The sequence below is a fragment of the Enterobacter sp. 120016 genome, from assembly GCF_018383635.1.
Classification (GTDB): Bacteria; Pseudomonadota; Gammaproteobacteria; order Enterobacterales; family Enterobacteriaceae; genus Enterobacter; species Enterobacter asburiae_D.
In genome coordinates, this window is the sequence record NZ_JAHAWC010000001.1 from 1 (window position 1) to 26,988 (window position 26,988).

General features: G+C 56.4%; 29 protein-coding genes. 18 read left to right on the forward strand and 11 right to left on the reverse strand.

The window, feature by feature from the left end; translation table 11 throughout:
• Positions 1-100 precede the first annotated feature (100 nt).
• On the forward strand, positions 101-640 hold the full coding sequence (gene rimL, locus KIF87_RS00005; protein ID WP_213327493.1) for a 50S ribosomal protein L7/L12-serine acetyltransferase: 540 nt from the start codon (positions 101-103) through the stop codon (positions 638-640).
• On the opposite strand, the gene ydcK is transcribed toward rimL, so the two are convergent.
• A complete protein-coding gene (gene ydcK / locus KIF87_RS00010; protein ID WP_213327494.1) occupies positions 635-1,615 on the reverse strand; it encodes a YdcK family protein in 981 nt (326 codons plus the stop codon). The genes rimL and ydcK overlap by 6 nt on opposite strands.
• A gap of 114 nt (positions 1,616-1,729) precedes the next feature.
• Between ydcK and tehB the strand changes: the two genes are divergently transcribed.
• Positions 1,730-2,344, forward strand: coding sequence for a tellurite resistance methyltransferase TehB (tehB, locus tag KIF87_RS00015; protein ID WP_213327999.1), 615 nt, complete (start codon positions 1,730-1,732; stop codon positions 2,342-2,344).
• On the opposite strand, the gene pepT is transcribed toward tehB, so the two are convergent.
• Positions 2,341-3,570, reverse strand: coding sequence for a peptidase T (pepT, locus tag KIF87_RS00020; RefSeq protein ID WP_213327495.1), 1,230 nt, complete (start codon positions 3,568-3,570; stop codon positions 2,341-2,343). The genes tehB and pepT overlap by 4 nt on opposite strands.
• Before the next feature lie 111 nt (positions 3,571-3,681).
• On the opposite strand from pepT, the gene KIF87_RS00025 reads away from it, so the two are divergent.
• Both KIF87_RS00025 and KIF87_RS00030 read left to right on the forward strand, forming a co-directional pair.
• Positions 3,682-5,277, forward strand: coding sequence for an ABC transporter substrate-binding protein (locus KIF87_RS00025; protein WP_213328000.1), 1,596 nt, complete (start codon positions 3,682-3,684; stop codon positions 5,275-5,277).
• A 135-nt stretch (positions 5,278-5,412) separates the two neighbouring features.
• Complete coding sequence (locus tag KIF87_RS00030) at positions 5,413-6,087, forward strand: DUF3313 domain-containing protein (RefSeq protein ID WP_111964626.1); 675 nt, start codon at positions 5,413-5,415, stop codon at positions 6,085-6,087.
• Between the two features lie 34 nt (positions 6,088-6,121).
• Here the strand turns inward: KIF87_RS00030 and KIF87_RS00035 are convergent, their stop codons facing one another.
• A complete protein-coding gene (locus KIF87_RS00035; RefSeq protein ID WP_213327496.1) occupies positions 6,122-7,018 on the reverse strand; it encodes a DMT family transporter in 897 nt (298 codons plus the stop codon).
• Between the two features lie 174 nt (positions 7,019-7,192).
• Between KIF87_RS00035 and KIF87_RS00040 the strand changes: the two genes are divergently transcribed.
• Complete coding sequence (locus tag KIF87_RS00040; protein ID WP_213327497.1) at positions 7,193-8,065, forward strand: helix-turn-helix transcriptional regulator; 873 nt, start codon at positions 7,193-7,195, stop codon at positions 8,063-8,065.
• Here the strand turns inward: KIF87_RS00040 and KIF87_RS00045 are convergent.
• Entirely contained in the window at positions 8,045-9,211 is a 1,167-nt protein-coding gene (locus KIF87_RS00045) for a benzoate/H(+) symporter BenE family transporter (RefSeq protein WP_213327498.1), read from the reverse strand. The two genes, KIF87_RS00040 and KIF87_RS00045, sit on opposite strands and share 21 nt — an antisense overlap.
• Positions 9,212-9,303: 92 nt before the next feature.
• Here KIF87_RS00045 and KIF87_RS00050 point away from each other — a divergent pair, with 92 nt between their 5' ends.
• Both KIF87_RS00050 and KIF87_RS00055 read left to right on the forward strand, forming a co-directional pair.
• Positions 9,304-9,831 (forward strand): helix-turn-helix domain-containing protein, encoded by a 528-nt coding sequence (locus KIF87_RS00050; protein WP_213327499.1) that lies wholly within the window; start codon positions 9,304-9,306, stop codon positions 9,829-9,831.
• Positions 9,832-9,911: 80 nt separating this feature from the next.
• Positions 9,912-11,876: a peptidase U32 family protein gene (locus KIF87_RS00055; protein ID WP_213327500.1), complete on the forward strand. Its 1,965-nt coding sequence runs from the start codon at positions 9,912-9,914 to the stop codon at positions 11,874-11,876.
• Here the strand turns inward: KIF87_RS00055 and KIF87_RS00060 are convergent, their stop codons facing one another.
• A complete protein-coding gene (locus tag KIF87_RS00060; protein WP_213327501.1) occupies positions 11,877-12,107 on the reverse strand; it encodes a DUF2554 family protein in 231 nt (76 codons plus the stop codon).
• A gap of 244 nt (positions 12,108-12,351) precedes the next feature.
• On the opposite strand from KIF87_RS00060, the gene KIF87_RS00065 reads away from it, so the two are divergent.
• Positions 12,352-12,714, forward strand: a complete 363-nt coding sequence (locus KIF87_RS00065) for a hypothetical protein (RefSeq protein ID WP_213327502.1) — start codon at positions 12,352-12,354, stop codon at positions 12,712-12,714.
• A gap of 165 nt (positions 12,715-12,879) precedes the next feature.
• Here KIF87_RS00065 and KIF87_RS00070 read toward each other — a convergent pair whose 3' ends face one another.
• Together KIF87_RS00070 and ftrA are read right to left on the reverse strand one after the other, a co-directional pair.
• Complete coding sequence (locus KIF87_RS00070; RefSeq protein WP_213328001.1) at positions 12,880-13,416, reverse strand: dihydrofolate reductase family protein; 537 nt, start codon at positions 13,414-13,416, stop codon at positions 12,880-12,882.
• Between the two features lie 40 nt (positions 13,417-13,456).
• A complete protein-coding gene (ftrA, locus tag KIF87_RS00075; protein ID WP_213327503.1) occupies positions 13,457-14,464 on the reverse strand; it encodes a transcriptional regulator FtrA in 1,008 nt (335 codons plus the stop codon).
• A gap of 73 nt (positions 14,465-14,537) precedes the next feature.
• On the opposite strand from ftrA, the gene KIF87_RS00080 reads away from it, so the two are divergent.
• The 8 genes from KIF87_RS00080 to zinT all read left to right on the forward strand — a co-directional run bounded on the left by KIF87_RS00080 (position 14,538) and on the right by zinT (position 22,556).
• Positions 14,538-14,951, forward strand: coding sequence for a rhodanese-like domain-containing protein (locus KIF87_RS00080; RefSeq protein WP_023335689.1), 414 nt, complete (start codon positions 14,538-14,540; stop codon positions 14,949-14,951).
• Between the two features lie 156 nt (positions 14,952-15,107).
• On the forward strand, positions 15,108-16,211 hold the full coding sequence (locus KIF87_RS00085; protein ID WP_213327504.1) for a cobalamin-independent methionine synthase II family protein: 1,104 nt from the start codon (positions 15,108-15,110) through the stop codon (positions 16,209-16,211).
• Between the two features lie 202 nt (positions 16,212-16,413).
• Positions 16,414-17,685: an urea ABC transporter substrate-binding protein gene (gene urtA / locus KIF87_RS00090; protein WP_133548938.1), complete on the forward strand. Its 1,272-nt coding sequence runs from the start codon at positions 16,414-16,416 to the stop codon at positions 17,683-17,685.
• Between the two features lie 24 nt (positions 17,686-17,709).
• On the forward strand, positions 17,710-19,284 hold the full coding sequence (gene urtB, locus KIF87_RS00095) for an urea ABC transporter permease subunit UrtB (protein ID WP_213327505.1): 1,575 nt from the start codon (positions 17,710-17,712) through the stop codon (positions 19,282-19,284).
• Positions 19,284-20,357 carry an urea ABC transporter permease subunit UrtC gene (gene urtC / locus KIF87_RS00100; RefSeq protein ID WP_063142794.1) on the forward strand — a complete coding sequence of 358 codons (1,074 nt, stop codon included), beginning with the start codon at positions 19,284-19,286 and terminating at the stop codon, positions 20,355-20,357. The genes urtB and urtC overlap by 1 nt, the downstream gene beginning before the upstream one ends.
• Positions 20,357-21,154, forward strand: coding sequence for an urea ABC transporter ATP-binding protein UrtD (gene urtD, locus KIF87_RS00105; RefSeq protein WP_213327506.1), 798 nt, complete (start codon positions 20,357-20,359; stop codon positions 21,152-21,154). The genes urtC and urtD overlap by 1 nt, the downstream gene beginning before the upstream one ends.
• A gap of 9 nt (positions 21,155-21,163) precedes the next feature.
• Positions 21,164-21,862, forward strand: a complete 699-nt coding sequence (gene urtE, locus KIF87_RS00110; RefSeq protein WP_213327507.1) for an urea ABC transporter ATP-binding subunit UrtE — start codon at positions 21,164-21,166, stop codon at positions 21,860-21,862.
• Between the two features lie 52 nt (positions 21,863-21,914).
• Positions 21,915-22,556: a metal-binding protein ZinT gene (zinT, locus tag KIF87_RS00115; RefSeq protein WP_213328002.1), complete on the forward strand. Its 642-nt coding sequence runs from the start codon at positions 21,915-21,917 to the stop codon at positions 22,554-22,556.
• A gap of 48 nt (positions 22,557-22,604) precedes the next feature.
• On the opposite strand, the gene ydeE is transcribed toward zinT, so the two are convergent.
• Entirely contained in the window at positions 22,605-23,798 is a 1,194-nt protein-coding gene (ydeE, locus tag KIF87_RS00120; RefSeq protein WP_213327508.1) for an efflux MFS transporter YdeE, read from the reverse strand.
• Between the two features lie 194 nt (positions 23,799-23,992).
• On the opposite strand from ydeE, the gene eamA reads away from it, so the two are divergent.
• Positions 23,993-24,895 (forward strand): O-acetylserine/cysteine exporter, encoded by a 903-nt coding sequence (gene eamA / locus KIF87_RS00125; protein WP_213327509.1) that lies wholly within the window; start codon positions 23,993-23,995, stop codon positions 24,893-24,895.
• A 33-nt stretch (positions 24,896-24,928) separates the two neighbouring features.
• Here the strand turns inward: eamA and marB are convergent, their stop codons facing one another.
• Genes marB through marR form a run of 3 tightly spaced genes read right to left on the reverse strand, consistent with a single transcriptional unit; the run spans position 24,929 to position 26,016 of the window.
• Positions 24,929-25,147 carry a multiple antibiotic resistance protein MarB gene (marB, locus tag KIF87_RS00130; protein ID WP_029741246.1) on the reverse strand — a complete coding sequence of 73 codons (219 nt, stop codon included), beginning with the start codon at positions 25,145-25,147 and terminating at the stop codon, positions 24,929-24,931.
• Between the two features lie 33 nt (positions 25,148-25,180).
• Positions 25,181-25,561: an MDR efflux pump AcrAB transcriptional activator MarA gene (gene marA, locus KIF87_RS00135; RefSeq protein WP_008502237.1), complete on the reverse strand. Its 381-nt coding sequence runs from the start codon at positions 25,559-25,561 to the stop codon at positions 25,181-25,183.
• Between the two features lie 20 nt (positions 25,562-25,581).
• Complete coding sequence (gene marR, locus KIF87_RS00140) at positions 25,582-26,016, reverse strand: multiple antibiotic resistance transcriptional regulator MarR (RefSeq protein WP_008502236.1); 435 nt, start codon at positions 26,014-26,016, stop codon at positions 25,582-25,584.
• Positions 26,017-26,271: 255 nt separating this feature from the next.
• Between marR and KIF87_RS00145 the strand changes: the two genes are divergently transcribed.
• The gene (locus KIF87_RS00145; RefSeq protein ID WP_047647729.1) at positions 26,272-26,937 is read left to right on the forward strand and encodes a MarC family NAAT transporter; all 666 of its coding nucleotides are present in this window, start codon (positions 26,272-26,274) and stop codon (positions 26,935-26,937) included.
• The last annotated feature ends 51 nt before the right edge of the window (positions 26,938-26,988 follow it).

Sequence of the window (26,988 nt, forward strand, 5' to 3'; positions counted from 1 at the left end):
GGGGGTTGGGGGGGGGGGGGCGGCGCCCCCTCCCCGGCCACCGGTTTCCAACGTGCCGCCGGGCAAGGGCCACGCCGCCACCCGGCAATGACGAGGCACTATGTCTTCAGAAATTATCCCCGTTACCCAGGATATCGAGCTTCGCGCCGTCGAAGAGCGTTACACCACCGACCTGCACAATCTCGTCGTCAAAAACAAAACCTTTCTGCAAACTGCCTTTGACTGGGCGCAGCACGTGGGCAGCGAAGAGGATACCCGCCGCAACGTGCAGAGTAACCAGATGCTGCACCAGCGCGGCTACGCCAAAATGTTTTTGATCTTCGCGGGTGATGAACTGGTCGGCGTGCTGTCGTTTAATACGATTGAACCTGCCAACAAGACCGGGTACATCGGCTACTGGCTGGATGAAGATCGCCAGGGGCAGGGCATTCTCTCCCGGTCACTTCAGGCGTTTATGCGCTACTACGTCGAACGCGGGGAGGTCCGGCGTTTTGTGATCAAGTGTCGCGTGGCGAATCAGCACAGCAACAGCGTTGCCGTGCGCAACGGTTTTACGCTGGAAGGGTGCCTGCGGGAAGCGGAATACCTAAACGGTCGCTTTGACGATGTGAATATCTACGGGAAGATCGCTACCCTATAACGCCCCCAGCAGCGGGGTGCGGGTGATGCGCTGGTCGCCGTTAATCACCTTTTCGCCGCGCAGGTGAATGCTCTCACCGGCAAACGCTTCAATGACCGCATCATCGGTGATTTCAACCCGGTGCTCGATGAGCACATCGCCGCTTATCCGCGCGCGTCCCTGGATCACCACTTTGTCATCCAGCATGATCGGCCCGCCGCGCAGCCATGCCTGACCGCCAATCAGGACGTGGTGCTTGATGACGCAGTTTCCTTCCACCACGGCGTTCTCCGCAATCTGCGAGCTGTAGCGCACCGTCGGGATGGCATCATCGTCAAAACCGGCAATCACGCGGGCGCTGCCATAGACCTTTGCGCAGTCGCACACCCAGACGTTATTCAGGTCGTTACCTTCGAGGATGGCGTTGTCGAATATTTCGGCGCGGTGCTCAACAAAGGCAAAGTTAACCATCACCTCGCCGTAGATTTGCGCCTGGTGCACAATACGCGACTGGCTGACGGTTGCCTTATCGTAGATTTGCAGAATCTGCTCATGGTCCGGCGTTAGCCCTTTGGCAGCAATTACCACGCTGTGATGCAGTACGCGAGCCTCGCCGTAAATATGGCACTCGCCGCGCACGCAGGATTGCTGAATGGTGACGTTGTCACTGATGCGCGCCCCGTGGCTGACCTCTGCCGCATCCAGCCAGCAGCTGTCGCCGATACGGGCATCATGGCTGACGACGCACGGCAGGGTAAGGCGCGCGTTGCCGGACACGACGGCACCGGCGAACACCACGCTGTTTTCGTCGTAGATCCAACAGTCGCCGTCCTGCGCGAGGGCGCGCTCGTCGTCAATCCAGCCGCCTTTGGTACCGGCCGTCACGTCGTTAAAATCCATTGTCGCGATAATCTGCCGCAGCGTGACGGAGTGGGTAGTGTCGCCGTTTTTCCATTGCCAGAGGCGTGTCTCTTCGCTAAGGCGATATTTGTTCATCTTTATGTCTCTGATAAGCGTCATAACTAAACGTAGCAAATTTTTCGGTTTTCGAACGACTGGCAACCAGACGGTAAACGCCTTAAAATGGCATTCAGGATGCACTTTAAACGTATGCAGGCTCAGGAAAAAATAATGACCGTCGATGAGAATTACTTCACAGAGAAATATGGCTTAACCCGCACCCATTCAGAGGTGCTGTTCAGTGCGCAAAAGATTAAACCGGGTAAAACGCTGGATCTGGGCTGCGGCAATGGCCGTAACAGCCTCTTTCTGGCAGCCAACGGCTACGAGGTGACCGCGTGGGATAAGAACCCGATGAGCATCGATAATATCGAGCGCATCAAGGAGGAAGAAGGGATCGATAACCTCCAGACGGCAGTTAAAGATCTCAACAGCCTGAGTTTTGACGGCGAGTACGATTTCATTCTCTCCACCGTGGTGCTGATGTTCCTGGAATCAAAAACCATCCCGGGACTTATCGCCAACATGCAGCGCTGTACGACGCCGGGCGGCTACAACCTGATCGTTGCCGCCATGGATACGGCGGATTATCCGTGCACCGTCGGCTTCCCGTTTGCGTTTAAAACCGGTGAGCTGAGCAACTACTATGAAGGCTGGGAGTTGCTCAAATACAACGAAGACGTTGGCGAACTGCACCGCACCGATGAAAACGGCAACCGCATCAAGCTGCGCTTTGCCACTATGCTGGCACGCAAGCCCGCTTAACGGGCGGCCAGCAGGCAGATCTGCAGCGCAGTGTTGTAAGACGCCTCGAACGACGACAGCGGCAGGAATTCAAACTTCGAGTGGAAGTTATGCGCGCCGGTGAAGAAGTTCGGCGTGAGCAGCCCTTTTGCCGAGAGCGCCGCGCCGTCGGTCCCGCCGCGCATAGGCGTCGGTTTCGGCGTGATGCCGAGCGATTCCATCGCCTCAAACATCAGATCGATAGCGCGTCGGTCTTCGCCAATCGCATTGCTGATATTGCTGTAGGTATCTTCAATGCGATAGTCGACCGTGGCCGTGGGATGTTGGGCGGCAATCAGCGCGGCAACGTCGGCAATCTGCTGCTTGCGGGCGGCAAAGCTGTCCTTGTCAAAGTCCCGGATATTGGCTTTAAGAATGGCCTCATTCTGGCTGGCCTGAATGCCGTTAAACCAGATATAGCCTTCACGTCCCTCGGTGCACTCTGGCGTTTGCTGGCGGTCAAAATGGTTGATGTAGTCAGTCGCCATCAGCAGGGGGTTCACCAGCACGCCTTTGGCGGACATCGGGTGCGCCGTCACGCCGGTAAAGCGGATCTCAGCGGCTGCCGCATTAAAGTTCTCGTAGACAATTTCCCCCAGCTCGCAGCAGTCGATGGTCCAGGCAAAGTCGACGTCGAAGCGCTTAAGATCCAGCGCTTTTGCACCGTTCAGGCCGATCTCTTCATCAGGCACAAATGCCACGACGATATCCCCATGCCGATGCTCTGCCGTCAGGTTTTCCAGCACCGTCATAACGACCGTGACCGCCGATTTATTATCCGCGCCCAATACGCTGGTTCCGTCGCTGAAAATAATCTCCTCATTCGAATAAGCCAGAATTTCAGGATGCTCTTTAACCCGCAGCCAGATGTCTTTCTCTTTATTTAGACAGAGATCTTCACCGGTAAAGGTTAATATTTGTGGATGAATATTCGGTGATAATCCTACGTCCACGGTATCAATATGGGTAATAAAGCCAATGCGCGGCGCGCCGGGAACGTTGCCTTTTTTTACCGCCGTTACCGTGGCGAATTCATCAATCACAATGTCGTCTAACCCCAGCTGTGCCAGCTCCTGCGCCAGCTCCCGCGCCATGTCGTGCTGGCCCGGCGTTGAGGGCAGGGTTTTGACTTTGGGGTCGCTCTGGCTGGTGATAGCGAGATAGCGGAAAAAACGGTGCGTTAATTGTCTGGAAAGCGGCGAGCCCATAGTGATTTGTTCCTTATTTATTTTTCAGGTGTTTGCCATCTCACTTTAATGTTATTTATGAAATGGCAAAAGAATTAATTAGCCGTCGAATTAAAAAGACAGGAATAAATGATGAAAAGCAAACTCACAACTTTAGCGCTGGTACTTGCTGCACTCACGGTCAGTTCCACCGTTGCCGCGAAAACGCTGGTGTATTGCTCCGAAGGATCGCCGGAAAACTTTAATCCTCAGTTATACACCTCGGGAACCAGCGTGGACGCCAGCGCCGTGCCGGTCTATAACCGGCTGGTCGATTTCAAACCCGGCACCACGGAGCTGGTGCCGAGCCTGGCGGAGCGCTGGGAGGTTAGCGACGACGGCAAGGTTTATACCTTCCATCTGCGTAAGGGCGTCAAGTTCCAGAGCAATAAATCCTTTACGCCGACCCGCGACTTTAACGCCGACGACGTGATTTTTTCCTTTATGCGGCAGAAAGACGTGAATCATCCCTACCACAACGTCTCTAACGGCAGCTACTCCAACTTTGAAAGTCTGGAGTTTGGCAGCCTGATAACGAGCATTGATAAAGTTGATGACCACACCGTGCGCTTTACCCTGGCGCACCCGGAAGCGCCGTTTGTCGCCGATCTGGCCTGGTATTTTGCCTCGATCCTTTCCGCGGAGTATGCCGACGCGATGCTAAAAGCGGGCACGCCGGAGAAGGTGGATATGGAGCCCATCGGCACCGGGCCGTTTAAGCTGGCGCAGTATCAGAAGGATTCGCGGATCCTGTTTACGGCGTTTGCAGACTACTGGCAGGGGAAATCGAAGCTGGATCGGCTGGTGTTTAGCATCACACCCGATGCCTCCGTGCGTTTTGCCAAAATTGAGAAGAACGAATGTCAGGTGATGCCGTTCCCGAACCCGGCGGACCTGCCGCGCATGGAGGCGAACAAAGACATCAACCTGATGAGCAAAGCCGGACTGAATACCGGTTTTCTGGCTTTCAATACCCAAAAGCCGCCGCTGGATAACGTAAAAGTCCGTCAGGCGCTGGCAATGGCCATCAATAAACCGGCCATCATTGATGCCGTGTTCCACGGCACAGGCACCGCGGCGAAGAACCTGCTGCCGCCGGGCGTCTGGAGCGCAGACAGCGAGCTTAAGGATTACGATTACGATCCCGAAAAGGCGAAAGCGCTGCTGAAAGAGGCCGGTTTTGCCAACGGCGTGAGCGTCGACCTGTGGGCGATGCCGGTGCAGCGTCCGTACAATCCGAACGCGAAACGGATGGCGGAGATGATTCAGGCCGACTGGGCGAAAGTCGGCGTACAGACCAAAATCGTCACCTACGAATGGGGCGAATACCTTAAGCGCGTGAAGAGCGGCGAACATCAGGCCGCGCTGATGGGATGGACGACCGCAACGGGCGATCCTGATAACTTCTTTGGTCCGCTGTTTACCTGTACCTCGGCAAACGGCGGCTCAAATTCGGCGAAATGGTGCTATAAGCCCTTTGATAAAATTATTGCGGAAGCTAAATCAACGACCGATCGCGATAAACGCGTGGCGCTGTATAAAGAGGCTCAGCAGATGATGCATGACCAGATGCCCGCGGTGATGATTGCGCATTCAACCATTTTCGAACCGGTGCGCAAGGAGGTGACGGGCTATGAAATCGACCCGTTTGGCAAACATCTGTTCTGGCAACTGGATATAAATCAGTAATTTTTCACTGCCCGGCACGCCTCCGGGCAGTCTTTTCGCAATTTGTGCTCCCCGCATCATTTTTTGTCACAACAAACCCGCCAGTCTTTTGCTATAACTTCAAATGCATACTTGCAGATAACATGGAAAACTATCATGCGTACTCAAACTTTTTTTAAAGTTGCAGTGCTTACTGGTCTGTTGGCGTTGGCGGGCTGTTCTTCAAAAGTCGCCGCGCCAGAACAATATTCTGGCTTTTTAAAAGATTACTCGGGCTTGCAGCAAACGACCTCGGCGACGGGAAAACCAACGCTGCGTTGGGTTGACCCTTCCTATAACGAAGCGAATTACGACAGTATTCTCTGGACGCCGATTACTTATTATCCAACGCCAAAACCAACCACTCAAATTGGGCAAAAAACGCTTGATGAGCTGTTGAATTACACCAATACCAAAATGAAAACGGCTATTGGTACGCGTAAGCCAATTGTGACCACGCCGGGTAAACACAGCCTGATTTTCCGCGGTGCAATTACCGGGGTGAGTTCGCAGAAAGAGGGTCTGCAGTTCTATGAAGTGGTGCCGGTCGCGCTGGTGGTAGCAGGTACGCAGATGGCAACCGGGCATCGCACCATGGACACGCATCTCTTCTTTGAAGGTGAGCTGATCGATGCAGCCACCAACAAACCGGTCATGAAGGTGGTGCGTAAAGGCGAAGGTAAAGATCTGAACAACGAAAGTACGCCAATGACCTTTGCGACGCTGAAGCAGGTTGTTGATGATATGGCGACGGATGCCACCATGTTTGATGTGAAAAAAACCGCTAAATAAAATAAAACGGCCTGCGTAATGCAGGCCTTTTTATTTACGCCGTTCGTAAGCGCCTGAACCAGGTTTCTGGTTTGGTAAACATCACCATATTTCCCCCCAGAATCAGCAATAATCCCACAATACCGTTGATATGCCAGACGTAGCCTTCATACACCGTGGAAATGGACAATGCCACCAGCGGGAAGAGCAGCGTACTGTAGGCCGCTTTGCCCGGACCAATGCGTCCCACCAGCGTGAAGTAGGCCCCAAAGGCAATGACCGAACCAAACAGGGCCAGATAGAGCAGCGCACCAACGTAGCTGATGGTCCACTCTGGCGCGAAGCTGTCGCCTCTGAACAGGGCAATGCAGCCCATCACCAGCGTGCCGTAGAGCATCGCCCAGGCGTTGGTGGTCATGGTTTCAAGGCCTCTGCGCTGATGACGCATGCTGATCATATTGCCCAGCGAGAAGCCGTAGGTGCCGAGCGCGGAAAGACCAATCCCGGTCAGGAGCGACGCGCTCCAGCCGCTGGCCAGCAGATCGTCCCAGAAGAGGGTGACGATCCCGATCAGGCCCAGTGCCGCCGCCGTCCAGAACCGCGCGGGCGGGCGCTGCCCGAAGAAAATAAAGCTGTTAATGGCGTTATAGAGCACGGCCATGGAGAAGATCACCGATTCAAGCCCGGTGTTGATGTGCGAGGCTGCGGCGTAAAAGCACCAGAAGTTAAAGCAGAAAACGCAGCATCCCTGGAGCATGCAATAGAGGTGATCCCGCAGCGCCAGCTTGCGCAGGCGGCGCAGGGCGACTAACACCACCATCATCGTGAGGCTGGCGACGGCGAAGCGCCAGAAAATAGAGACGGGCGCGGCTACGGGACCCTGCTGCAGGAAAATCGCAATCCAGGTGGTTCCCCAGATGACCACCACCAGTCCGTATAATAATGCGTTCATACTTTTTCTCTTCTCAAACCACGGAAGCCCGCAGTATGGCGCTGAGATCCGCGACGGGCTTTCACCAACTTGCGGGTGACTTGCAAATTCTTGCGCTTTTTTCTTCCGCGGGGGCTGGCAACGGGAGACAACTCTTCTTAGACTGATACTCCAGTCAATCACGCGCTAACGGTTATGTCTCACGCTTACGATACCTTTGAAACGCTTTGCCAACAGAATGCGGTCCTGCGGGAAACCGTCTCGCTGAATTCGGGCATTCAGCTGGCAGCGTGGTACAACAAGCACGATACGATAACGGTAAAAAGCAACCATCATACCCTCAGCCTGTACGTGGCGGACGGCTACGAAAGCTATCAAAAAACGCCGGGCGGCTGGAAGAACGGCGGGGGACCGGACCGTTTCTGTTTGATGCCAAAAGAGAGCGAATCGACGTGGGATATCCGTGATGACCTGTCGTTTGTGCATCTCTACTGCACCGATGAGCACCTGCGCGACGTTGGGGAAAAGATCTGGGACAAGCGGCCGCTCTCGCTGACGCTGGACGAGCGCATTTTTGGTAGCGATACGAAGATCACCGCGCTGTATCGCCAGTTTTTGCTCGGCTGCGACTGGCAGCAGCATGCCAACCAGCTCACCCTGAGCACGGCCTCTACGCTGCTTCTGACCCATCTGCTGCAAAACTACTCTAACGTTCAGTGGAAGCTGCCGGTCGTCACCGGCGGGCTATCGCCGTTCGTGCTGCGCAACGTGCTGGCCTTTATCGAAGAGAACCTGGGCCAGCCCCTGACGCTGGCTGAACTGGCGGCGCAGGCCGCCCTCAGCGAATACCATTTTGCCCGCATGTTCCGTCAGTCGACGGGGCTGGCGCCGCATCAGTACGTGATGCAGAGGCGAATGGAAAAAGCGAAGGCCCTGGTGCAGCATACCTCGACGCCGCTGACGGACATCGCCCTTGCCTGCGGGTTTAACTCCGCCAGCCACTTCAGCAACCGCTTTCGCAGCGCGACGGGCATGACGCCTTCTCAGCTACGCGCGGCGAGCGCGTGAAAACAGGGCATAGCATACGCCGCCCAGCACCAGCCCCCAGAATGCCGAACCGATGCCGAGGATCGTGACGCCGCTTGCGGTCATCAGGAACGTCACGATGGCCGCGTCGCGCTCCGCTTCGTGATTCAGCGCCTGATATAAACTCCCGCTGATGGTGCCCAGAAGCGCCAGACCGGCCAGCGTCTGGATCCAGCTGAGCGGCAGGGCGGCCATCAGCCCGGTAATCGAACCGCCGAAAATCCCCGCCAGCAGATAAAACCCTCCGGCTGCGACGGCCGCCAGCCAGCGTTTATCGGCATCCGGGTGTGCATCCGGGCTTTGACAAATGGCGGCAGTAATGGCCGCGATACAGATAGAAAAGACGCCAAAAGGGGAAAGCAGCAGCGCCAGCGCACCCGTAACGATGATGAGCGGTGAGACGGCCAGCGGGTAACCGGAAGCCTTCATCGTAGCGAAACCCGGCGCGTTTTGCGATGCCATGGTGACCAGGAAGAAGGGCACGCCGATACTCACCAGGCTGGTGAAGGTGAACGTGGGCGCAATAAACTCAGGCATCACAAGGGAGAACGCGAGCCTATCGGTGACAACGTCACCTCCCGCCCATGCCACGATACCGCCTGCAAGCAGCGTGACCACGATGGCATAGCGCGGCGCCAGCGCTTTGGCCAGCAGCCACGCCGCAATCATGCTGCCGCACAGCAGAAAGTGTCCCTCAAGATGCGCAAAAGCATGCAGGCCAAACTGCAGCAACACCCCAGCCAGCATGGCGGCAGCAAGCGAATGGGGGATCAGCCTCATCAAACGGGCGAAGAGTCCGGTGATGCCGCAAAGTAAAATGAGCGCGTTAGCAAAGATGAACACGCCGATCGTCTCAGCCAGGGTCACGCCGTGCAGGCTGGTGGCGAGCAGCGCCGCGCCGGGCGTCGACCAGGCGGTCAGCACCGGCGCTTTGTACCACCAGGAAAGCGCCAGCGTGCTGACCCCCATCCCAATCCCCAGCGCGGTCATCCAGCCCGCAATCTGCTGTGCGCTGGCGCCTGCCGCAGCGGCGGCCTGCCAGATGATGGCGGCCGAGCTGGCGTAACCGACCAGCACGGCGACAAATCCAGCCAGTGCGACTGGAACAAGGTGAGAGGAAGGGCGCATGGAAACTCCGTTGTGCGTTATAACGTCCGACATAAGGTAACACTGTGCGCTATAGCGTACAAGTGGTATGCTTATCGCCATCAGGAGGGAACATGGACATCACACTACATCTTGCAACAACGCTGAAAACGCTGCGCCAGGTGCGCGGCTGGAGTTTGTCGAAGCTCGCGGACGAGACCGGCGTGTCGAAAGCCATGCTCGGGCAAATCGAGCGAAATGAATCCAGCCCGACGGTGTCGACGCTGTGGAAAATTGCCACCGGACTGAACGTCCCGTTTTCCGCGTTCATCACGCCGGAGGCGGATCGGCAGGCGGTGTTTGACCCGCAGCAGCAGGCGATGGTGGTCAAACCGCTCTTTCCGTGGGACGAGACGCTCGGGTTTGATTATTTCTCCATTACTCTGGCACCCGGTGCGCTGAGTGAATCCACGCCGCATGAGGCCGGGGTGATTGAACATGTGGTGGTGGTCAGCGGCGAGCTGGAGATGAAGCTTGACGGCAAATGGCAGACGATTTCTGCCGATTCGGGCGTTCGTTTTGCCGGCGATAAACCGCACGCCTACCGCAACAGCAGCGAGCGGACGGTGCATTTTCACTCCCTGATTCATTATCCCCGCTGACGCTACGCAAAACTGTTTCGCTGACGCATACTTCTGACTACAATAGCCGCCATTTTGACCATAACGGATAACGACGAAGTATGCGCCTGCAATCCCATCATCTTGAACTTTTAAGCCCGGCCCGCGACGCCGCCATTGCCCGTGAAGCGATTCTTCACGGCGCTGACGCCGTTTACATTGGTGGCCCTGGCTTCGGTGCCCGCCATAACGCCAGCAACAGCCTGAGCGATATTGCTGAACTGGTGCCGTTCGCCCACCGTTTCGGGGCGAAAGTGTTCGTGACCCTGAACACCATTCTTCATGATGATGAGCTGGAGCCTGCGCAACGTCTGATTACCGATCTCTACCAGACCGGCGTTGATGCCCTGATCGTTCAGGACATGGGCGTGCTTGAGCTGAATATTCCGCCCATTGAGCTCCATGCCAGTACCCAGTGTGATATCCGTACGGTTGAGAAGGCGAAGTTTCTCTCCGACGTCGGCTTTTCACAGATCGTTCTGGCGCGCGAGCTGAACCTGAATCAGATCCGCGATATTCACCAGGCGACAGACGCGACGATTGAATTCTTTATCCACGGTGCGCTGTGCGTGGCGTATTCCGGCCAGTGCAATATTTCCCACGCGCAGACGGGCCGCAGCGCCAACCGCGGCGACTGCTCTCAGGCCTGCCGTCTGCCGTATACCCTGAAAGACGATCAGGGCCGCGTCGTGGCGTTCGAAAAACACCTGCTCTCCATGAAGGATAACGATCAGACGGCCAACCTGGGCGCGCTGATAGACGCGGGCGTGCGTTCCTTCAAGATTGAAGGGCGCTACAAAGACATGAGCTACGTGAAGAACATCACCGCGCACTATCGCCAGATGCTGGACGCCATCATCGAAGATCGCGGCGACCTGGCGCGCGCGTCGGCCGGGCGCACCGAGCATTTCTTTATTCCGTCGACGGACAAAACGTTCCACCGCGGCAGCACGGACTATTTTGTGAATGCCCGTAAAGGAGATATCGGCGCGTTTGACTCACCGAAGTTTATCGGTTTACCGGTCGGTGAAGTGCTGAAAGTGGCGAAAGATCACCTTGATGTCGAAGTGACGGAACCGCTGGCGAACGGCGATGGCCTTAACGTGATGATCAAGCGTGAAGTCGTGGGCTTCCGCGCCAATACGGTGGAGAAAACCGGTGAGAACCGCTACCGCGTATGGCCGAATGAAATGCCAGCCGATCTCTACAAGGCGCGGCCGAACGCGGCGCTTAACCGAAACCTCGATCATAACTGGCAGCAGGCGCTGCTGAAAACCTCCAGCGAACGCCGTATCGCCGTGGATATTGAACTGGGCGGCTGGGAAGAGCAGCTGATTCTGACCATGACCTGTGAAGACGGCATCAGCGTGACGCATACGCTCGATGGCCTGTTTGAGGTGGCGAACAACGCGGAAAAAGCGCTTAACAGCCTGAAGGATGGCGTGGCGAAGCTGGGCCAGACGATTTACTACGCCCGCGCTATCGACGTGAATCTGCCGGACGCGCTGTTCGTGCCGAACAGCCTGCTTAACGCGTTCCGCCGTGAAACGGCAGAGATGCTGGATGCCGCGCGCCTGGCACAGTATCCGCGCGGTAGCCGTAAAGCGGAAGCCGTCCCTGCGCCAGTATACCCGGACACCCATTTAGCCTTCCTCGCCAACGTCTACAACCATAAAGCCCGTGAATTCTATCATCGCCACGGCGTGCAGCTGATCGACGCTGCCTACGAAGCGCATGAAGAGAAGGGCGATGTGCCGGTGATGATCACCAAGCACTGCCTCCGCTTTGCGTTTAACCTGTGTCCTAAACAGGCGAAAGGGAACATCAAGAGCTGGAAGGCCACCCCCATGCAGTTGGTGAACGGTGACGAAGTTCTGACCCTTAAGTTTGACTGCCGTCCTTGCGAAATGCATGTGATTGGCAAGATGAAAAACCACATCTTCAAAATGCCACAGCCCGGCAGTATCGTGGCGTCCGTCAGTCCGGACGACCTGATGAAAACCCTGCCAAAACGCAAGGGCAGCTAATCACCGAACGTGCGTGTCCGGTTTGCGCGATTTCTGCCACAGGTGGTGTTCGCGCAAACCCTCCGCCGACTCTTCCGCAGCGCTTCGCAACTCATCGCTGTCGGCTTCATGACGAAGCTGATGCCCCACATTCTTTACCCATAAATATTCATGTCCTTTGTGCCCGGCCATAAGCTGGCCTGAAAACAGCGCACAGATAAGCATCACGAGAGATAACCCTTTTCTAATCATGGATCCACCGCTGAAAAACACTGCGGGATAATCATGTCGATTATTTTTTAGGGTTATTATTCAAAAATTAAAATTAGCGCAAAGAAAATGTCAAATAATGTGGTTTCGGAATAGCGGTTAAGACATTTCCTAAAATTCATCTGAATCTTTGTAAAGCTCCATTTCTGGACCACAATTGGATATTTGCATTAAGGATTAATCTTATATAATAGATATCTTGGGCTAAGGAACAGGTCATTTATAAATGAAAAAAATAGTAGCACTTGCGCTTCTGGCGGTGGCTGTTGGAGCCGTTGCAGGGGTTCGTTATGCAGGTAATGACGAACCAGAATATATTCAGTCTGCAGAAATTCGCGTGGGTTCCTATTTAACCAGCGATTATGGTGGCGTTGCCTGCACCAGCAAAAAAGTGAACGATCAGCGTTGGGAATTAGATTGCACTCATCAGGCAAGAGGAAAAACATTCCAGTTCGCGGTGTATCCCTCTGAAAAAGCACCTTATGGTGTCGCACGCTCCTTTTATCTTGAAGCCATTAATGACGACGCAAAACAGAGCGCTGAGCAGGGCCTTATGCGTTATTTGCAGATCAATACCCATGCAGGTTAATAAGGTTGTTTAGCGTTCGTTAAGGCAACAGGTGTTAGGTTGTAAGGGATCCGCAGCCCGGCCATGGAGTGTCGGGACGTAGAGACCAAAATACAAATCTATCCATGCAAGCATTTACCGCCATTTTTGGCGGTTTTTTTTTGCGTGCAGGCCGTCGCGGTGGGTTTATGGCGTCAGCCGATAGTGCGACTGCACCAGGCCTGAAGGGAAGCTGCGGCTTGATATCAGGGTCAAATCAATATCCTGGGACAACGTTCCGAACAGCGGTTTTCCCGACCCGAGCAGGACAGGAACGGTCGTGATCACCATATCGGCTACCAGTTCTTCGCGCAGGAACGACTGGATCACCTGTCCGCCATCAAGATAGACGCGATGAACGTCCTGCGCGGCGAGATCCTCAAGTACCTCCTTTGGCGTGCGGCATGAGAACTGCACTTTGCCCCTCAGCGCCTCCGGCACGGGCGTCTCGGCCAGCTGTCGGGAAAGTACCAGCACGGGACGATCGTAAGGCCATGCGTCAAAGGTCAGTACCTTCTCATAACTCCCTCGTCCCATCACGATGCAGTCTTTGTCCGCGATAAACGCCTCATAGCCATGATCTTCCGCCGGATCGTCGCGCTGCAGCAGCCAGTCGATATCGTCATTTTGTCGGGCGATGTAACCATCGAGACTGACCGCGATAAAAACGTGTGTAGTGACCATCATGTGCTCCGTGTGCCAGTGTAGCCATAAAAATAACGCCTCAGCGGGCAGTACCGGGACGTGAAAATTGTTTGCGATACTGAGCCGGGGAAAGCGCGAACTGCTGGCGAAAATGATGACGCAATGTCGATGCCTGACCAAACCCGGTCTGTTCAGCGATGCTGTCGATGCTTAACCGGCTGCTTTCCAGATAATCTTTCGCTCTCAGCAGGCGCTCATTGATCAACCAGCGTGCGGGCGTCGTCCCCGTCGCCGCTTCGAAGCGACGAAGGAAAGTGCGCTGGCTCATGCCGACCCTACGCGCCAGCGAGTCGACGCTGTGCGCCTCGATGAGATGCGTGTGCAGGAAATCAAACAGCTGGCCGAGCCGCTGGCTCTCCCGCAGCTGCGCCACCGGGCGGCTCAGCTGCTGCGGCTGAGATCCATCCCTGTGAGGGGGAATGACCAGCCGACGCGCCACGCTGTTGGCGGTTTCCAGGCCATAATCACGACGCACAACGTGCAGACAGAGATCGATTCCCGCCGCGCTGCCCGCGGAGGTCAGTATATCGCCCTCGTCCTGGTAGAGCACATCCTCAACTACGTCGATGTCAGGGTAACGGGCTTTCAGCGCGTCAATGTAGCGCCAGTGCGTCGTGGCTTTACGTCCGTTCAGCAGCCCCGATGCTGCCAGCACAAACACGCCCGAGCAGATAGAGAGCAGCTGACACCCGCGCGCGCTGGCCTGACGCAATGCCCCGCAGAGCGCATCCGGAACCGGTGAGTCCAGTCCCCGCCAGCCCGGAACAACGATCAGATCGGCAGACTCAAGCAGGGCGATATCCCCATCGGTAATAATGCGGATCCCGCCTGTCGCGCGAAGTTCACCGCTATCAACGCTCGCCACCGCATAACGATACCATTCGTCGCCCAGCTCGGGGCGCGGCAGGCCGAAGATTTCCACCGCTACGCCAAACTCAAAGGTACACAGACCGTCATACGCCAGCACGACCACTTTCGGGCGGGCAATTTGTCTTAAGTTTGTCATCTTTTTGCTGTTTTCTGGCATAAGCGAACGCATTCACGGGCTGAATTTGTGGATAGAGTAGTGTTAACACAAACGCCAAAGATGAGGAAGGATCATGAGCTATGTTACTGAATTTCCGGCTGCCGAGCCGCAGGAAGCCGTTACCCATTTTCTGCGTCGCCTGAGCGTCGAAACCGACTGTGCCGATGTGCATCACGCCATCGTCAACCATGAGCAGGACTTCGTGCTGCTGCACGTGGTGGGAAGCCCGGAGCAGTTTGCCCGCCGTCACGTGCCTGGCGCACTGCACCTGCCGCGGAGCCAGATTACCGCCGAGCGCATGGCCCAATGGCCTGAAGGCACGCTGTTCGTCGTTTACTGCGCGGGGCCGCACTGCAACGGCGCAGACAGAGCCGCGCTGAAGCTGGCGCGCCTCGGGCTGCCCGTCAAAATCATGCTCGGGGGCATCACCGGCTGGGAAGATGAAAAGTTCGCCTTTGCGAGTAGCGAAACCGCCGCCGCGCTGTGAAGATGAATTTTTTTCAACACCTGTGAAATTTTCTCGTTTGCCGGAACAGGACAGGTATGACATCTTTTTTGGACATTTAGACATCCAGAAGTCTAAAAATTCAAATAGTGAATTATCACTGCGGGTAATTAATACCGGCAGACCGAGGAGATTTCCATGCAACGACACCATGCCCCTTACCGCGCCGATGTAGTCGGCAGTTTTTTACGCCCGGATGCCATCAAGCAGGCTCGCCTGAAGTTCGCCAGCGGCGAAATTGACGCCGGACAGCTTCGCGCGGTAGAGGATGACGCCATCCGCCACGTCGTTGAGCAGCAGTGCGCGTGCGGGTTGCATGTGGTTACCGACGGCGAGTTTCGTCGTGCCTGGTGGCACTTCGACTTCTTCGACGGTCTGCAGGGCGTTGAGCGTTACGATTCACAGCAGGGCATACAGTTCAACGGAGTACAAACCAAAGCCCACGGCGTGCGCGTGACCGGCAAGCTGGGCTTTGGTGACCATCCGATGCTGGAAGATTTTCGTTATCTGAAGAGCATCAGCGGCAATGCTCAGCCGAAAATGACCATTCCCAGCCCGAGCGTGCTGCATTTCCGCGGAGGCCGTAAAGATATTGATGCCACTGTGTATCCGGACCTGAATGTGTATTTTGACGATCTGGCAACCACCTGGCGCGACGCCATCCGCGCATTCTACGACGCGGGCTGCCGTTACCTGCAGCTGGATGACACCGTCTGGGCCTACCTCTGTTCAGACGATCAGCGCCGTCAGATCCGCGAGCGCGGCGATGATGCCGATGAGCTGGCACGCATCTATGCCCGCGTCCTGAACAAGGCGCTGGAAGGCAAGCCGGACGACCTGACCATCGGGCTGCACGTCTGTCGCGGCAACTTCCGTTCAACCTGGATTTCCGAAGGCGGCTATGAGCCGGTGGCGGAAGTGCTGTTCGGGACGGTCAACGTTGACGCGTTCTTCCTTGAATATGATAACGACCGCAGCGGTGATTTCGCGCCATTGCGCTTCATTCGCCCGGGCAAGCAGCAGGTAGTGCTGGGCCTGATCACCACCAAAAACGGCGAGCTGGAGAACCCGGAGGGTATTAAGGCTCGTCTGGAAGAGGCAGCGAAATACGTGGCAAAAGAGCAAATTTGCCTCAGCCCGCAGTGCGGCTTTGCCTCTACCGAAGAGGGCAACAGCCTGAGCGAAACCCAGCAGTGGGACAAAGTCCGTCTGGTCACGCAGATCGCCAGCGAAGTCTGGTAAAACCTCCTCCTCAGCGCTGCATTATAAAAGTGCAGCGCTGTGCCATTCTGAGACGTTCTCTTTACATCCTGCGTTCCACCGCCTGCAATAGCGCTTCCTCCATTCTGGCATCCTTTTTGCTCCTGCTTCGCTGACACCTATATTTCCGCGTCCATGCCGTAACGGACGTTTTCGCACAGCGTTCTTTTTCAGGAGTGAAAATATGCAGCGTCGTACCTTATTAAAAGCCTTTGCGTTATCCGCGTCCGTCGTGGCGATGGGAATGAGTTTTGGCGTGCAGGCGGCCGATACCATCAAAGTGGGGATCATGCATTCTCTTTCCGGCACGATGGCCATCTCCGAAACCCCGCTGAAGGACGTCGCCCTGATGACCATCGACGAAATCAACGCGAAAGGCGGCGTGCTGGGTAAGAAACTGGAGCCGGTGGTGGTGGATCCGGCCTCAAACTGGCCGCTGTTTGCCGAGAAAGCGCGCCAGCTGTTGAGTCAGGATAAAGTGGCGGTAGTGTTCGGCTGCTGGACGTCGGTTTCGCGCAAATCCGTGCTGCCGGTCTTCGAGGAGCTGAACGGCCTGCTGTTCTACCCGGTGCAATATGAAGGCGAAGAGATGTCGCCGAACGTCTTCTATACCGGCGCGGCTCCGAACCAGCAGGCCATTCCGGCGGTGGAATACCTGATGAGCGAAGACGGCGGCGCGGCGAAACGCTTCTTCCTGCTGGGAACCGATTACGTCTACCCGCGCACCACCAACAAGATCCTGCGCGCGTTCCTGCATTCGAAAGGGGTGGAAGATAAGGACATTGAAGAGGTTTACACCCCGTTTGGCCATAGCGACTACCAGACCATCGTCGCCAATATCAAGAAATTCTCCGCAGGCGGCAAAACCGCCGTGGTGTCGACCATCAACGGCGATTCCAACGTTCCGTTCTACAAAGAGCTGGCTAACCAGGGGCTGAAGGCGACCGACGTGCCGGTGGTGGCGTTCTCCGTAGGCGAAGAAGAGCTGCGCGGGATCGACACCAAACCGCTGGTCGGCAACCTGGCCGCGTGGAACTACTTTGAATCCGTGGATAACCCGACCAACCAGGCCTTCGTGGCGGATTACAAAGCCTATGCCAAAGCGCATAAGCTGCCGAACGCCGATACCGTGGTGACCAACGACCCGATGGAAGCCACCTGGGTGGGGATCCATATGTGGGCGCAGGCGGTGGAAAAAGCCGGCACTACCGACGTGGATAAAGTGCGTGCGGCGATGGCCGGCCAGTCCTTTAAGGCGCCGTCTGGCTTTACGCTCACCATGGATGCCACCAACCACCATCTGCATAAGCCGGTCATGATCGGCGAAATCGAAGGCAACGGCCAGTTTAACGTGGTGTGGCAGACGGAGCAGCCGGTGCGCGCCCAGCCGTGGAGCCCGTTCATCGCCGGAAACGATAAAAAGCCCGATCAGCCGATGAAAACCGCCAGCAACTAAGCCATCACCGCAGGGAGAAACGTCATGAACGCCATGCGTATGTTCATCGCTCTTGTATGGCTTTCCGGACTGCTGCCAGGGATGGCGCAGGCATCGGATGCCGATCGTTTTGTTGCCGCCAGCCGCAGCCAGCAGGCGGAACTGTTGACGCAGTGGGCCGTCGCGCCGGACCCGGTAAGGCTGCCGCTGCTGCAGGCGCTGCAAAAGGAAAATCTGTATACCGACAGCCAAAAGCACGCTTTTGCGCAGCGCAATGGTCAAATGGTCTCGCTCGGTGACGCTAAGGCGGCCGAAGGGCCAGCCAAAGCCGTTCGTCTGACCAACCGGCTGCGCGTGCTGGCCGCCACGGCCATCGCTACGCATCAACTGGTGAGTGACAGCGTCACCGAAAGGCGAGCGGCGGCACGTCAGCTTCAGCGGGATGCCCAGCCGGGGATGCTCGCTTTTCTGGAAAAGCGGGTAAACGATGAAACGGACGCGGTGGCTCGTCAGGCGCTTTTACTGGCGGTGGCGAATCTCCAGCTAGCCAGCCCCCAGGCCGAGGTGCGCCGCAAGGCTGTCGAATTATTAGGGCAGTCTGACGATCCGGACGTGGAGTCCAGACTTACCCCGTTTACCCAGGCACAGACAGAGCCGGATGCCGGGGTTCGCGCCGCCGCGCAGGAGAGCCTTAGCCAGATCCAGCATCGACTTATGTGGGGCGATCTGCTGGGCCAGGCGTTTATGGGGCTGTCCCTGGGGTCGGTGCTGCTGCTGGCGGCGCTGGGGCTTGCCATCACCTACGGCCTGCTGGGCGTCATTAATATGGCGCACGGCGAGATGCTGATGCTGGGCGCGTATGCCACGTGGATGGTGCAGCAGGCGATGGCCGGGCTTGCGCCCCAGTGGCTGGCGCTCTATCCCGTTATCGCGCTGCCGGTTGCGTTCTGCCTGACGGCGGGTATCGGGATGGTGCTGGAGCGCACCGTGATCCGCCATTTGTACGGTCGTCCGCTGGAAACGCTGCTGGCGACGTGGGGGATCAGCCTGATGATTATCCAACTGGTGCGCATGACGTTTGGCGCCCAGAACCTGGAGGTCGCCAACCCCGCATGGCTGTCCGGCGGGGTGCAGGTTTTTGCCAACCTTACGCTGCCGTGGAACCGCATCGTGGTGCTGGCCTTCGTGCTGCTGGTGCTGTTCTTTACCTGGCTCATTTTGAATAAAACCCGTCTGGGGCTCAACGTGCGGGCGGTGACGCAGAACCGCAGCATGGCCGCCTGCTGCGGGGTACCGACAGGTCGCGTCGATATGCTGGCGTTTGGGCTTGGCTCGGGGATTGCCGGGTTAGGCGGCGTGGCATTATCGCAGCTTGGTAATGTGGGGCCGGAGCTGGGCCAGGGTTATATCATCGACTCTTTCCTCGTGGTCGTTCTTGGTGGCGTAGGCCAGCTGGCAGGCAGCGTGGCCGCGGCCTTTGGTCTGGGCATCTTCAATAAAATTCTTGAACCGCAGATGGGGGCGGTGCTGGGCAAGATCGTGATTCTGGTGGCGATCGTGCTGTTTATTCAGAAACGCCCGCAGGGGCTGTTTGCGCTGAAAGGGAGGGTGATTGACTGATGAGCCAGCCGCTGACCTTAACGCTGGCGCGCAAAGCGCCGCGCACAACGCAACTTGCAGGCAGCCTGCTGGTGGTGTGTTTGCTGATATTACCGTTTTTGGCCTTACTGCCTGCGACGCATCCGCTGGCGCTGTCGACCTGGATGCTGACGCTGATTGGCAAGATCCTCTGCTATGCCATCGTTGCGGTGGCGCTGGATCTGGTGTGGGGCTATGCCGGGATGCTGTCGCTTGGGCACGGCATCTTCTTCGCGCTGGGCGGCTATGCGATGGGGATGTACCTGATGCGCCAGGCCGCAGGTGACGGTCTGCCCGCGTTTATGTCGTTCCTCTCCTGGAGCGAACTGCCGTGGTTCTGGTGGGGAACCCAGCATTTTGCCTGGGCGCTGGTGCTGATTGTGATGGTGCCGGGCCTGCTGGCGCTGGTGTTTGGCTGGTTTGCCTTCCGCTCAAAAATAAAAGGAGTCTATTTCTCGATTATGACCCAGGCGCTGACCTATGCCGGGATGCTGCTGTTCTTTCGCAACGAAACCGGTTTTGGCGGCAATAACGGTTTTACCGGCTTCACCACGCTGCTCGGGTTTTCGGTGACGGAAACGACCACCCGTATCGCGCTGTTTCTGGCGACCGTGCTGTTGCTGATCCTGGCGTTGGGCACCGGATTTGCGCTGGCGAAGAGCAAGTTTGGCCGCATCCTGACCGCCGTTCGCGACGCCGAAAATCGCCTGACGTTTTGCGGCTACGATCCGCGCGGCTTCAAGCTGCTGGTATGGACGCTCTCTGCCGTGCTGTGCGGCCTGGCGGGGGCACTTTACGTCCCGCAGGTGGGCATTATCAACCCCGGTGAAATGTCACCAACGAACTCGATAGAAGCGGCCATCTGGGTGGCGCTGGGCGGGCGCGGCACGCTGGTCGGTCCGGTGATTGGCGCGGCGCTGGTGAACGGTGCCAAGAGCTTCTTCACCGTCGCGATGCCGGAATACTGGCAGCTGTTTCTGGGGCTGATTTTTATCGCCGTCACGCTGTTTTTACCGCGCGGCGTCTACGGTCTGTTTCGAAAGGGAGATAAATAATGCAGCCAGCCGAAGGGTTATTTACCCGCCAGTTGCCCGGCGATCGTTACCGTGAACAGACCGACCCGGTGCTTCAGCTTGAGGCCATTAACGTCAATTTTGATGGATTCCAGGCCCTGACCGATCTCTCGCTGAATATCGGCGTGGGCGAGCTGCGCTGCGTGATTGGCCCTAACGGAGCCGGTAAAACCACGCTGATGGACGTCATTACCGGCAAAACGCGGCCAAAGAGCGGCAGGGCGATTTACGATCAGTCCATCGACCTGACCGCGCTGGAGCCTGCGAGCATTGCCCGCCAGGGGATCGGGCGTAAATTCCAGAAACCCACCGTTTTTGAAGCGCTGACGGTGTGGGAAAACCTGGAGATCGCCATGAAAACCGATAAATCCGTCTGGGCGAGCCTGCGGGCAACGCTCAACGGTGAACAGCGCGACCGCATTGATGAGATGCTGGTTTTGCTGCGCCTTAGCGGCGAGCACGACCGCCGCGCGGGGCTGCTTTCGCACGGGCAAAAACAGTTTCTGGAAATCGGGATGCTTTTGGTTCAGGACCCGCACCTGCTGCTGCTGGATGAACCGGCCGCCGGGATGACCGACTCGGAAACGGAATACACCGCCGAGCTGTTCAAAACGCTGGCGGGTAAGCATTCCCTGATGGTGGTAGAGCACGATATGGGCTTTGTTGAAACCATCGCCGATCGCGTTACGGTGCTGCATCAGGGGCGGGTTCTGGCGGAAGGTTCGCTTCGCGAGGTGCAGGCCAACGAGCAGGTGATTGAGGTCTATCTGGGACGTTAAGGAGGGGTGATGCTACAGGTCAATGAACTGAATCAGTACTACGGCGGAAGCCATATCCTGCGCGGCGTGAGCTTTGAAGCCGTCACCGGAGAAGTCACCTGTCTGCTGGGGCGCAACGGCGTCGGGAAAACCACGCTGCTGAAGTGTCTGATGGGGCTGATCCCGGCGAAAACCGGGGAGATCGTCTGGCAGGGTAAAACGATCACCCACAGCAGGCCGCACCAGCGGGTGCGGTCTGGCGTGGCGTACGTTCCGCAGGGCCGTGAGATTTTCCCGCGCCTGACCGTGGAGGAGAACCTTCTGCTGGGGATGTCTCGATTTTCCGCTCGCGAGGCGAAGCAGGTGCCGGAAGAGATCTGGCAGCTGTTTCCGGTGCTTAAAGAGATGAAGCAGCGTCGCGGGGGGGACCTCTCCGGTGGACAACAGCAGCAGCTGGCGATTGGTCGCGCCCTGGCGAGCCGCCCACAGCTGCTGATTCTGGACGAGCCAACTGAAGGCATACAGCCGTCGGTAATTAAAGAGATTGGCCAGGTGATCCGCACCCTGGCGGACCGGGGGGATATGGCGATCCTGCTGGTCGAGCAGTTTTACGACTTTGCCGCCGAGCTGGCCGACAGCTACCTGCTGATGTCGCGCGGCACCATCATTCAGCGCGGACGGGGTGAAAACATGGAGCAGGAGGGCGTTCGCGGGCTGGTTGCGATCTGAGATGTTATAATATAACATTCGCATTCTTATCAAACGGAATGAGGGTGTTATGTTGACTGCACATATTGGAAAATTTGCCATGACTCTGGGGGCGCTGCTGGTCAGCGGTCAGCTTTTTGCTCACTCGCACGGCCACCAGATGACCGAAGCGGAACAGAAAGCGGCGAATGGCGTGTTTGAGGATAAGGACGTGAAGGACCGAGCGCTGTCTGACTGGGACGGGACCTGGCAGTCGGTCTATCCGTTCCTGCTGGACGGCTCGCTGGATCCGGTTTTTAAGCAGAAAGCGCAGAAAGACAAAAGCAAAACCGTTGACGAGGTGAAAGCGTACTACCGCACAGGTTATGCGACGGACGTGGATGCCATCGGCATCGAAAATAACGTGATGGAATTTCACAAGGGCAAAGCGGTCAGCCGCTGTCATTACGATTACAGCGGTTACAAAATACTGACCTACGCATCGGGCAAAAAAGGCGTTCGCTACCTGTTTGAGTGTAAGGACGCCAGCAGCAAAGCACCGAAGTTTGTTCAGTTCAGCGACCATACCATCGCGCCGAAGGCCTCTTCTCACTTTCACATTTTCATGGGCAACACCTCCCACGAGGCGCTGCTGAAAGAGATGGATAACTGGCCGACCTATTATCCGAATGAGATGTACAAAGAGCAGGTGGTGGAGGAGATGTTGCACCACTAGTCTGTTGCTTTTGCCGGGTGGCGGCTGCGCCTTACCCGGCCTACATGGTTACGCGACTTTGGGCGCTTCGCACCACGCCTTCACGCTCATGCCGCGCAAAATCATCAGCCACGCAATGACGATGGCGACCATCATGATGACAAACAGCGACCAGTGCGGCAGGTTGGTCAGGATAATGCCGGTGATCATCGGGTTTGCCGCCGCGCCCAGCCAGCCCAGCGCCTGCGCGGAGAAATAGCTTGCCTTCATCCCCGGCGGGGCAATGTTGTCGATCAGCATGTATTCGCCCGGTGCATAGATAATCTCACCCAGGGTAAAGATGGCGGCAGCGATGCCCCAGTAAACCAGGTTTTCTCCGGAGAGCATAAAGCCCCCCAGCCCCACGATAAAAAACAGGGTGGCGAGGGTCATCAGCGGACGTATATTGCTGGCAGAGATCTTACGACCCAGCGCATATTGCAGCGTCACCACCACGGCGGCGTTGACGGGTAATACCACGGCGACCACCTTTTCAGCGAAATCACTGTCCGCATGCGCGGCCAGAACGTATTGCGAAATACAGGTCGCAAACGATCCGCCGACGTATGACGCGAGCAGACCTGACAGCGTGTACCAGAACAGCGCGCGGTCTTTCAGCAATACCGACGGCTGCCAGGGCATCTTCTCCTCGGCGGTATCCAGCGCAACGCTTTTCTGCACGAAGAAATGGATGAATCCAAGCGGCAGGGCGGCGCAGAAGGCCGCCAGCCAGAACGGCAGCTGCAGGCTGTACATCACCAGCAGGGTGCCAATCGGCGGTCCGATCGTCCAGCCAATGTTCAGGAAGCTGTAGTTCAGCGAGAAGACGCGCGCTTTTTGGCTCGTGGTGAGCACGTCGGAGAACCAGGCCTTCAGCACCGTCGAAAAGACGGAATAGGCACAGTTGATCAGCGCAAAGAACAGCACCACCAGCGTGACGTTATCAACCAGCGGGATCGCGACAAATCCGGCGATAAAGGCCACGATCGCGATCAGCATGTAGCGTTTTTTATCAAACTTATCGGCAAGAATGCCAAATCCCAGGCTGAACACCACGCCGATAGTCAGCGCAATCGTCAGGGCATAACCAATATTCTCGACGCTCATGCTATAGACGCGCGTGAGATAAATGGTCATAAACGGCAGCGTTGCCCCTCGACCAATGGTTAATAACAATGACGATGCCAGCAGCGCTGCGGTTGAGCGCCTGAGAGATGGTTTCATATTCCTGCCCGACAGTTGCTTATGCTTTTATTAGATGTGTGTTAACAGGATTACCATGACATAAGGGGCTTGTATAGCACCCGATTTATCCCTAAGTGCTTCCGCTGCCTGCCAGAATTAATGATCTTCTCGCGGCGCACTTTTTTCTGTTACCTTGAAGTGTTAACAAATAATTAATAATTCAGGGGCAGGGTATGACGCGTAAAGACGGGCTGCTGGCGTTGCTGGTGGTCGTAGTATGGGGGCTCAATTTTGTGGTCATCAAGCTGGGGTTACACAATATGCCGCCGCTGATGCTGGCCGGTTTGCGTTTTCTGCTGGTTGCGTTCCCGGCCATCTTCTTTGTCGCCCGTCCGAAGATCCCGTTAAGGCTGCTGCTGGGCTACGGTCTGACCATTAGCTTCGGCCAGTTCGCGTTTCTCTTCTGCGCCATCAAGTTCGGTATGCCGGCCGGTCTGGCCTCGCTGGTCTTACAGGCGCAGGCGTTCTTTACCATTATTCTCGGCGCGTTTGTGTTTGGCGAACGCCTGCAGGGCAAACAGCTGGCGGGGATCACGCTGGCGGTGTTTGGCGTACTGGTGCTGATAGAGGCCAGCCTGAATGGCCAGCATGTGGCGCTGCTCGGCTTTATGCTGACGCTGGCGGCGGGGCTGAGCTGGGCCTGCGGGAATATCTTTAACAAGCTGATTATGCAGCACGAGGCCCGCCCGCAGGTGATGTCCCTGGTGGTCTGGAGCGCCCTGATCCCCGTTTTACCGTTTATGGTCGCAGCGTTGATTCTGGATGGCCCGGCCGTCATGCTCAACAGCCTGGTCGAGATCGACCTGACCACGATCCTTTCTCTTGTCTATCTGGCCTTTGTCGCCACCATTGTGGGCTACGGGATCTGGGGATCGCTGCTGGGGCGCTATGAAACCTGGCGCGTCGCACCGTTATCCCTGCTGGTGCCGGTGGTGGGGCTTGCCAGTGCGGCACTCTTGCTGGGTGAAACGCTGAGCGCGCTGCAGCTGATTGGCGCCGTGCTGATCATGGCCGGGCTGTACATTAACGTCTTTGGCCTGCGCGTGCGTCGGGCGACGCGGGTAAGAAAGGCATAAAAAAAAGCCCCGCGTCTGCGGGGCAAAAACGAATCAGAGGCCGTGCTGATTATAATAAGGCACGCCTAATTCGTCGGATTTGTCGCTACCAGCACCCATATGGTTGAAATCATAAGGCGACTGGTCATGTGCTGACGGCAAAATCATCGTATCAGGATTATTTTGCTGCGTTGCACGAGGGGTTTGCTCCGCGAAGGTCTGGCTGGAGAACAGCACCAGCAAGGCGAGGGCGGCGGAGGCGGTAACTTTCATGATTTCCTCGGTTACGTCTGTTACAGGCGATGGTTAACTACAGTGTTTTAACGGATACAGGTATCGGGATTCGCCCGGCACGCTGGTGATTCGGTACTTATGAGGCGGCACGTCAAAATAGTTCTTGAACGTCCGCGTCAGGGTTTGTTGCGATTCAAATCCGTAACGCTCCGCCAGATAAAGGATCGGCTCATTGCTTTCTTTCAGTTTCTGGGCAATTTCCGTCAGCTTTCGGCTGCGAATATATTGACCTAATGAATGACCGGTCTCTTTTTTGAACATCCGTTGCAGGTGCCATTTGGAGTAACCTGAACGCTCTGACACTTTTTCAAGGGAGAGCGGCGATTCCAGGTTATCTTCGATCCAGTCCAAAATGCTATGAATGGTGATAGCGTCAGTATTGCGTCTGGACATCGTCATACCTCTTTTTCTGTTTACGGCAGTATTTTCTTAAGCAAAAGCTCAAGGGTTGCCACTTCATCTGCCGTTAAGTTTTTTGTTAGTTCCTGATGCAGTGTTTGTCCTACTAATTGATGACATTGCTCGCACATGGCCGCGCCATCGCTGGTCAGCTTCACCAGTACGCCGCGTTTGTCATTCGGGTTAGGGCTTCGTTCTATCCATCCTTTGCAGACGAGACGATCGAGCATGCGGGTTAACGCGCCCAGATCGACAGAGAGCACCTTTTTAAGCTCAACCGGTGTAATACACACTTCGCAGCGAATGGAACACAGCACTTTGAACTGTGTTGCGGTGATATCCAGCGGTGACAGATAGTCATTGAGCAGGCGATCTTTCTTCTGATTTACCATATGAATAAGACGACCCAGCGGAACAACGTCGTTAAAGATATCACTGGTGCTTTTCACAATGGTTGCCCTGGCAAGTAGTTAGTCACGGCAGATATTATTGCTCAGGCAAGTATAAGTCAACTGAATGAGTCAGCCGATGCCACGAATTGCTAAAACGTTTCATGAACTTTTTTTGAGGTCTTTCAAATCATATAGATAACTGTCAGTTATCATTCCCGGAGGAAAATAATCGTTACGTTGCGCCCATGGCTGAATGTCACACTTTCACCCTATAATTGCTGTGTTAAATATGGATAAGGACGACAACGCACTATGTTGGATTTAATAAAAGCAATCAGCCTTGGGCTGGTGGTCTTGCTGCCGTTGGCTAACCCGTTAACGACGGTGGCGCTGTTCCTCGGGCTGGCAGGGAATATGAACAGCGCCGAGCGCAACCATCAGTCGATGATGGCCTCGGTGTATGTGTTTGCCATCATGATGGTGGCTTACTATGCCGGACAGGTGGTGATGAACACCTTCGGGATTTCCATCCCAGGCCTGCGTATCGCCGGGGGGCTGATTGTGGCCTTTATCGGTTTCCGCATGCTGTTCCCGGCGCAAAAAGCGCATGAGTCGCCGGAAGCGGCCAGTAAATCGGAAGAGCTGGAAACCGAACCGAGTGCGAATATCGCCTTTGTGCCGATCGCCATGCCGAGCACGGCGGGGCCGGGTACCATCGCGATGATCATCAGCTCCGCATCAACGGTGCGCGACAGCGCAACCTTCCCGGACTGGGTGCTGACGGTTGCGCCACCGCTGATTTTTGCAATTATCGGGATTATCGTGTGGGCGTCGCTGCGCAGTTCAGGCGCCATTATGCGCTGGGTAGGCAAGGGCGGTATCGAGGCGATTTCCCGCCTGATGGGCTTCTTACTGGTCTGTATGGGCGTGCAGTTTATTATTAACGGCGTGCTGGAAATTATTAAGACCTATCACTGATGCTATTGCCGGGTGGCGGCTACGCCTTACCCGGCCTACGTTATTATGGGC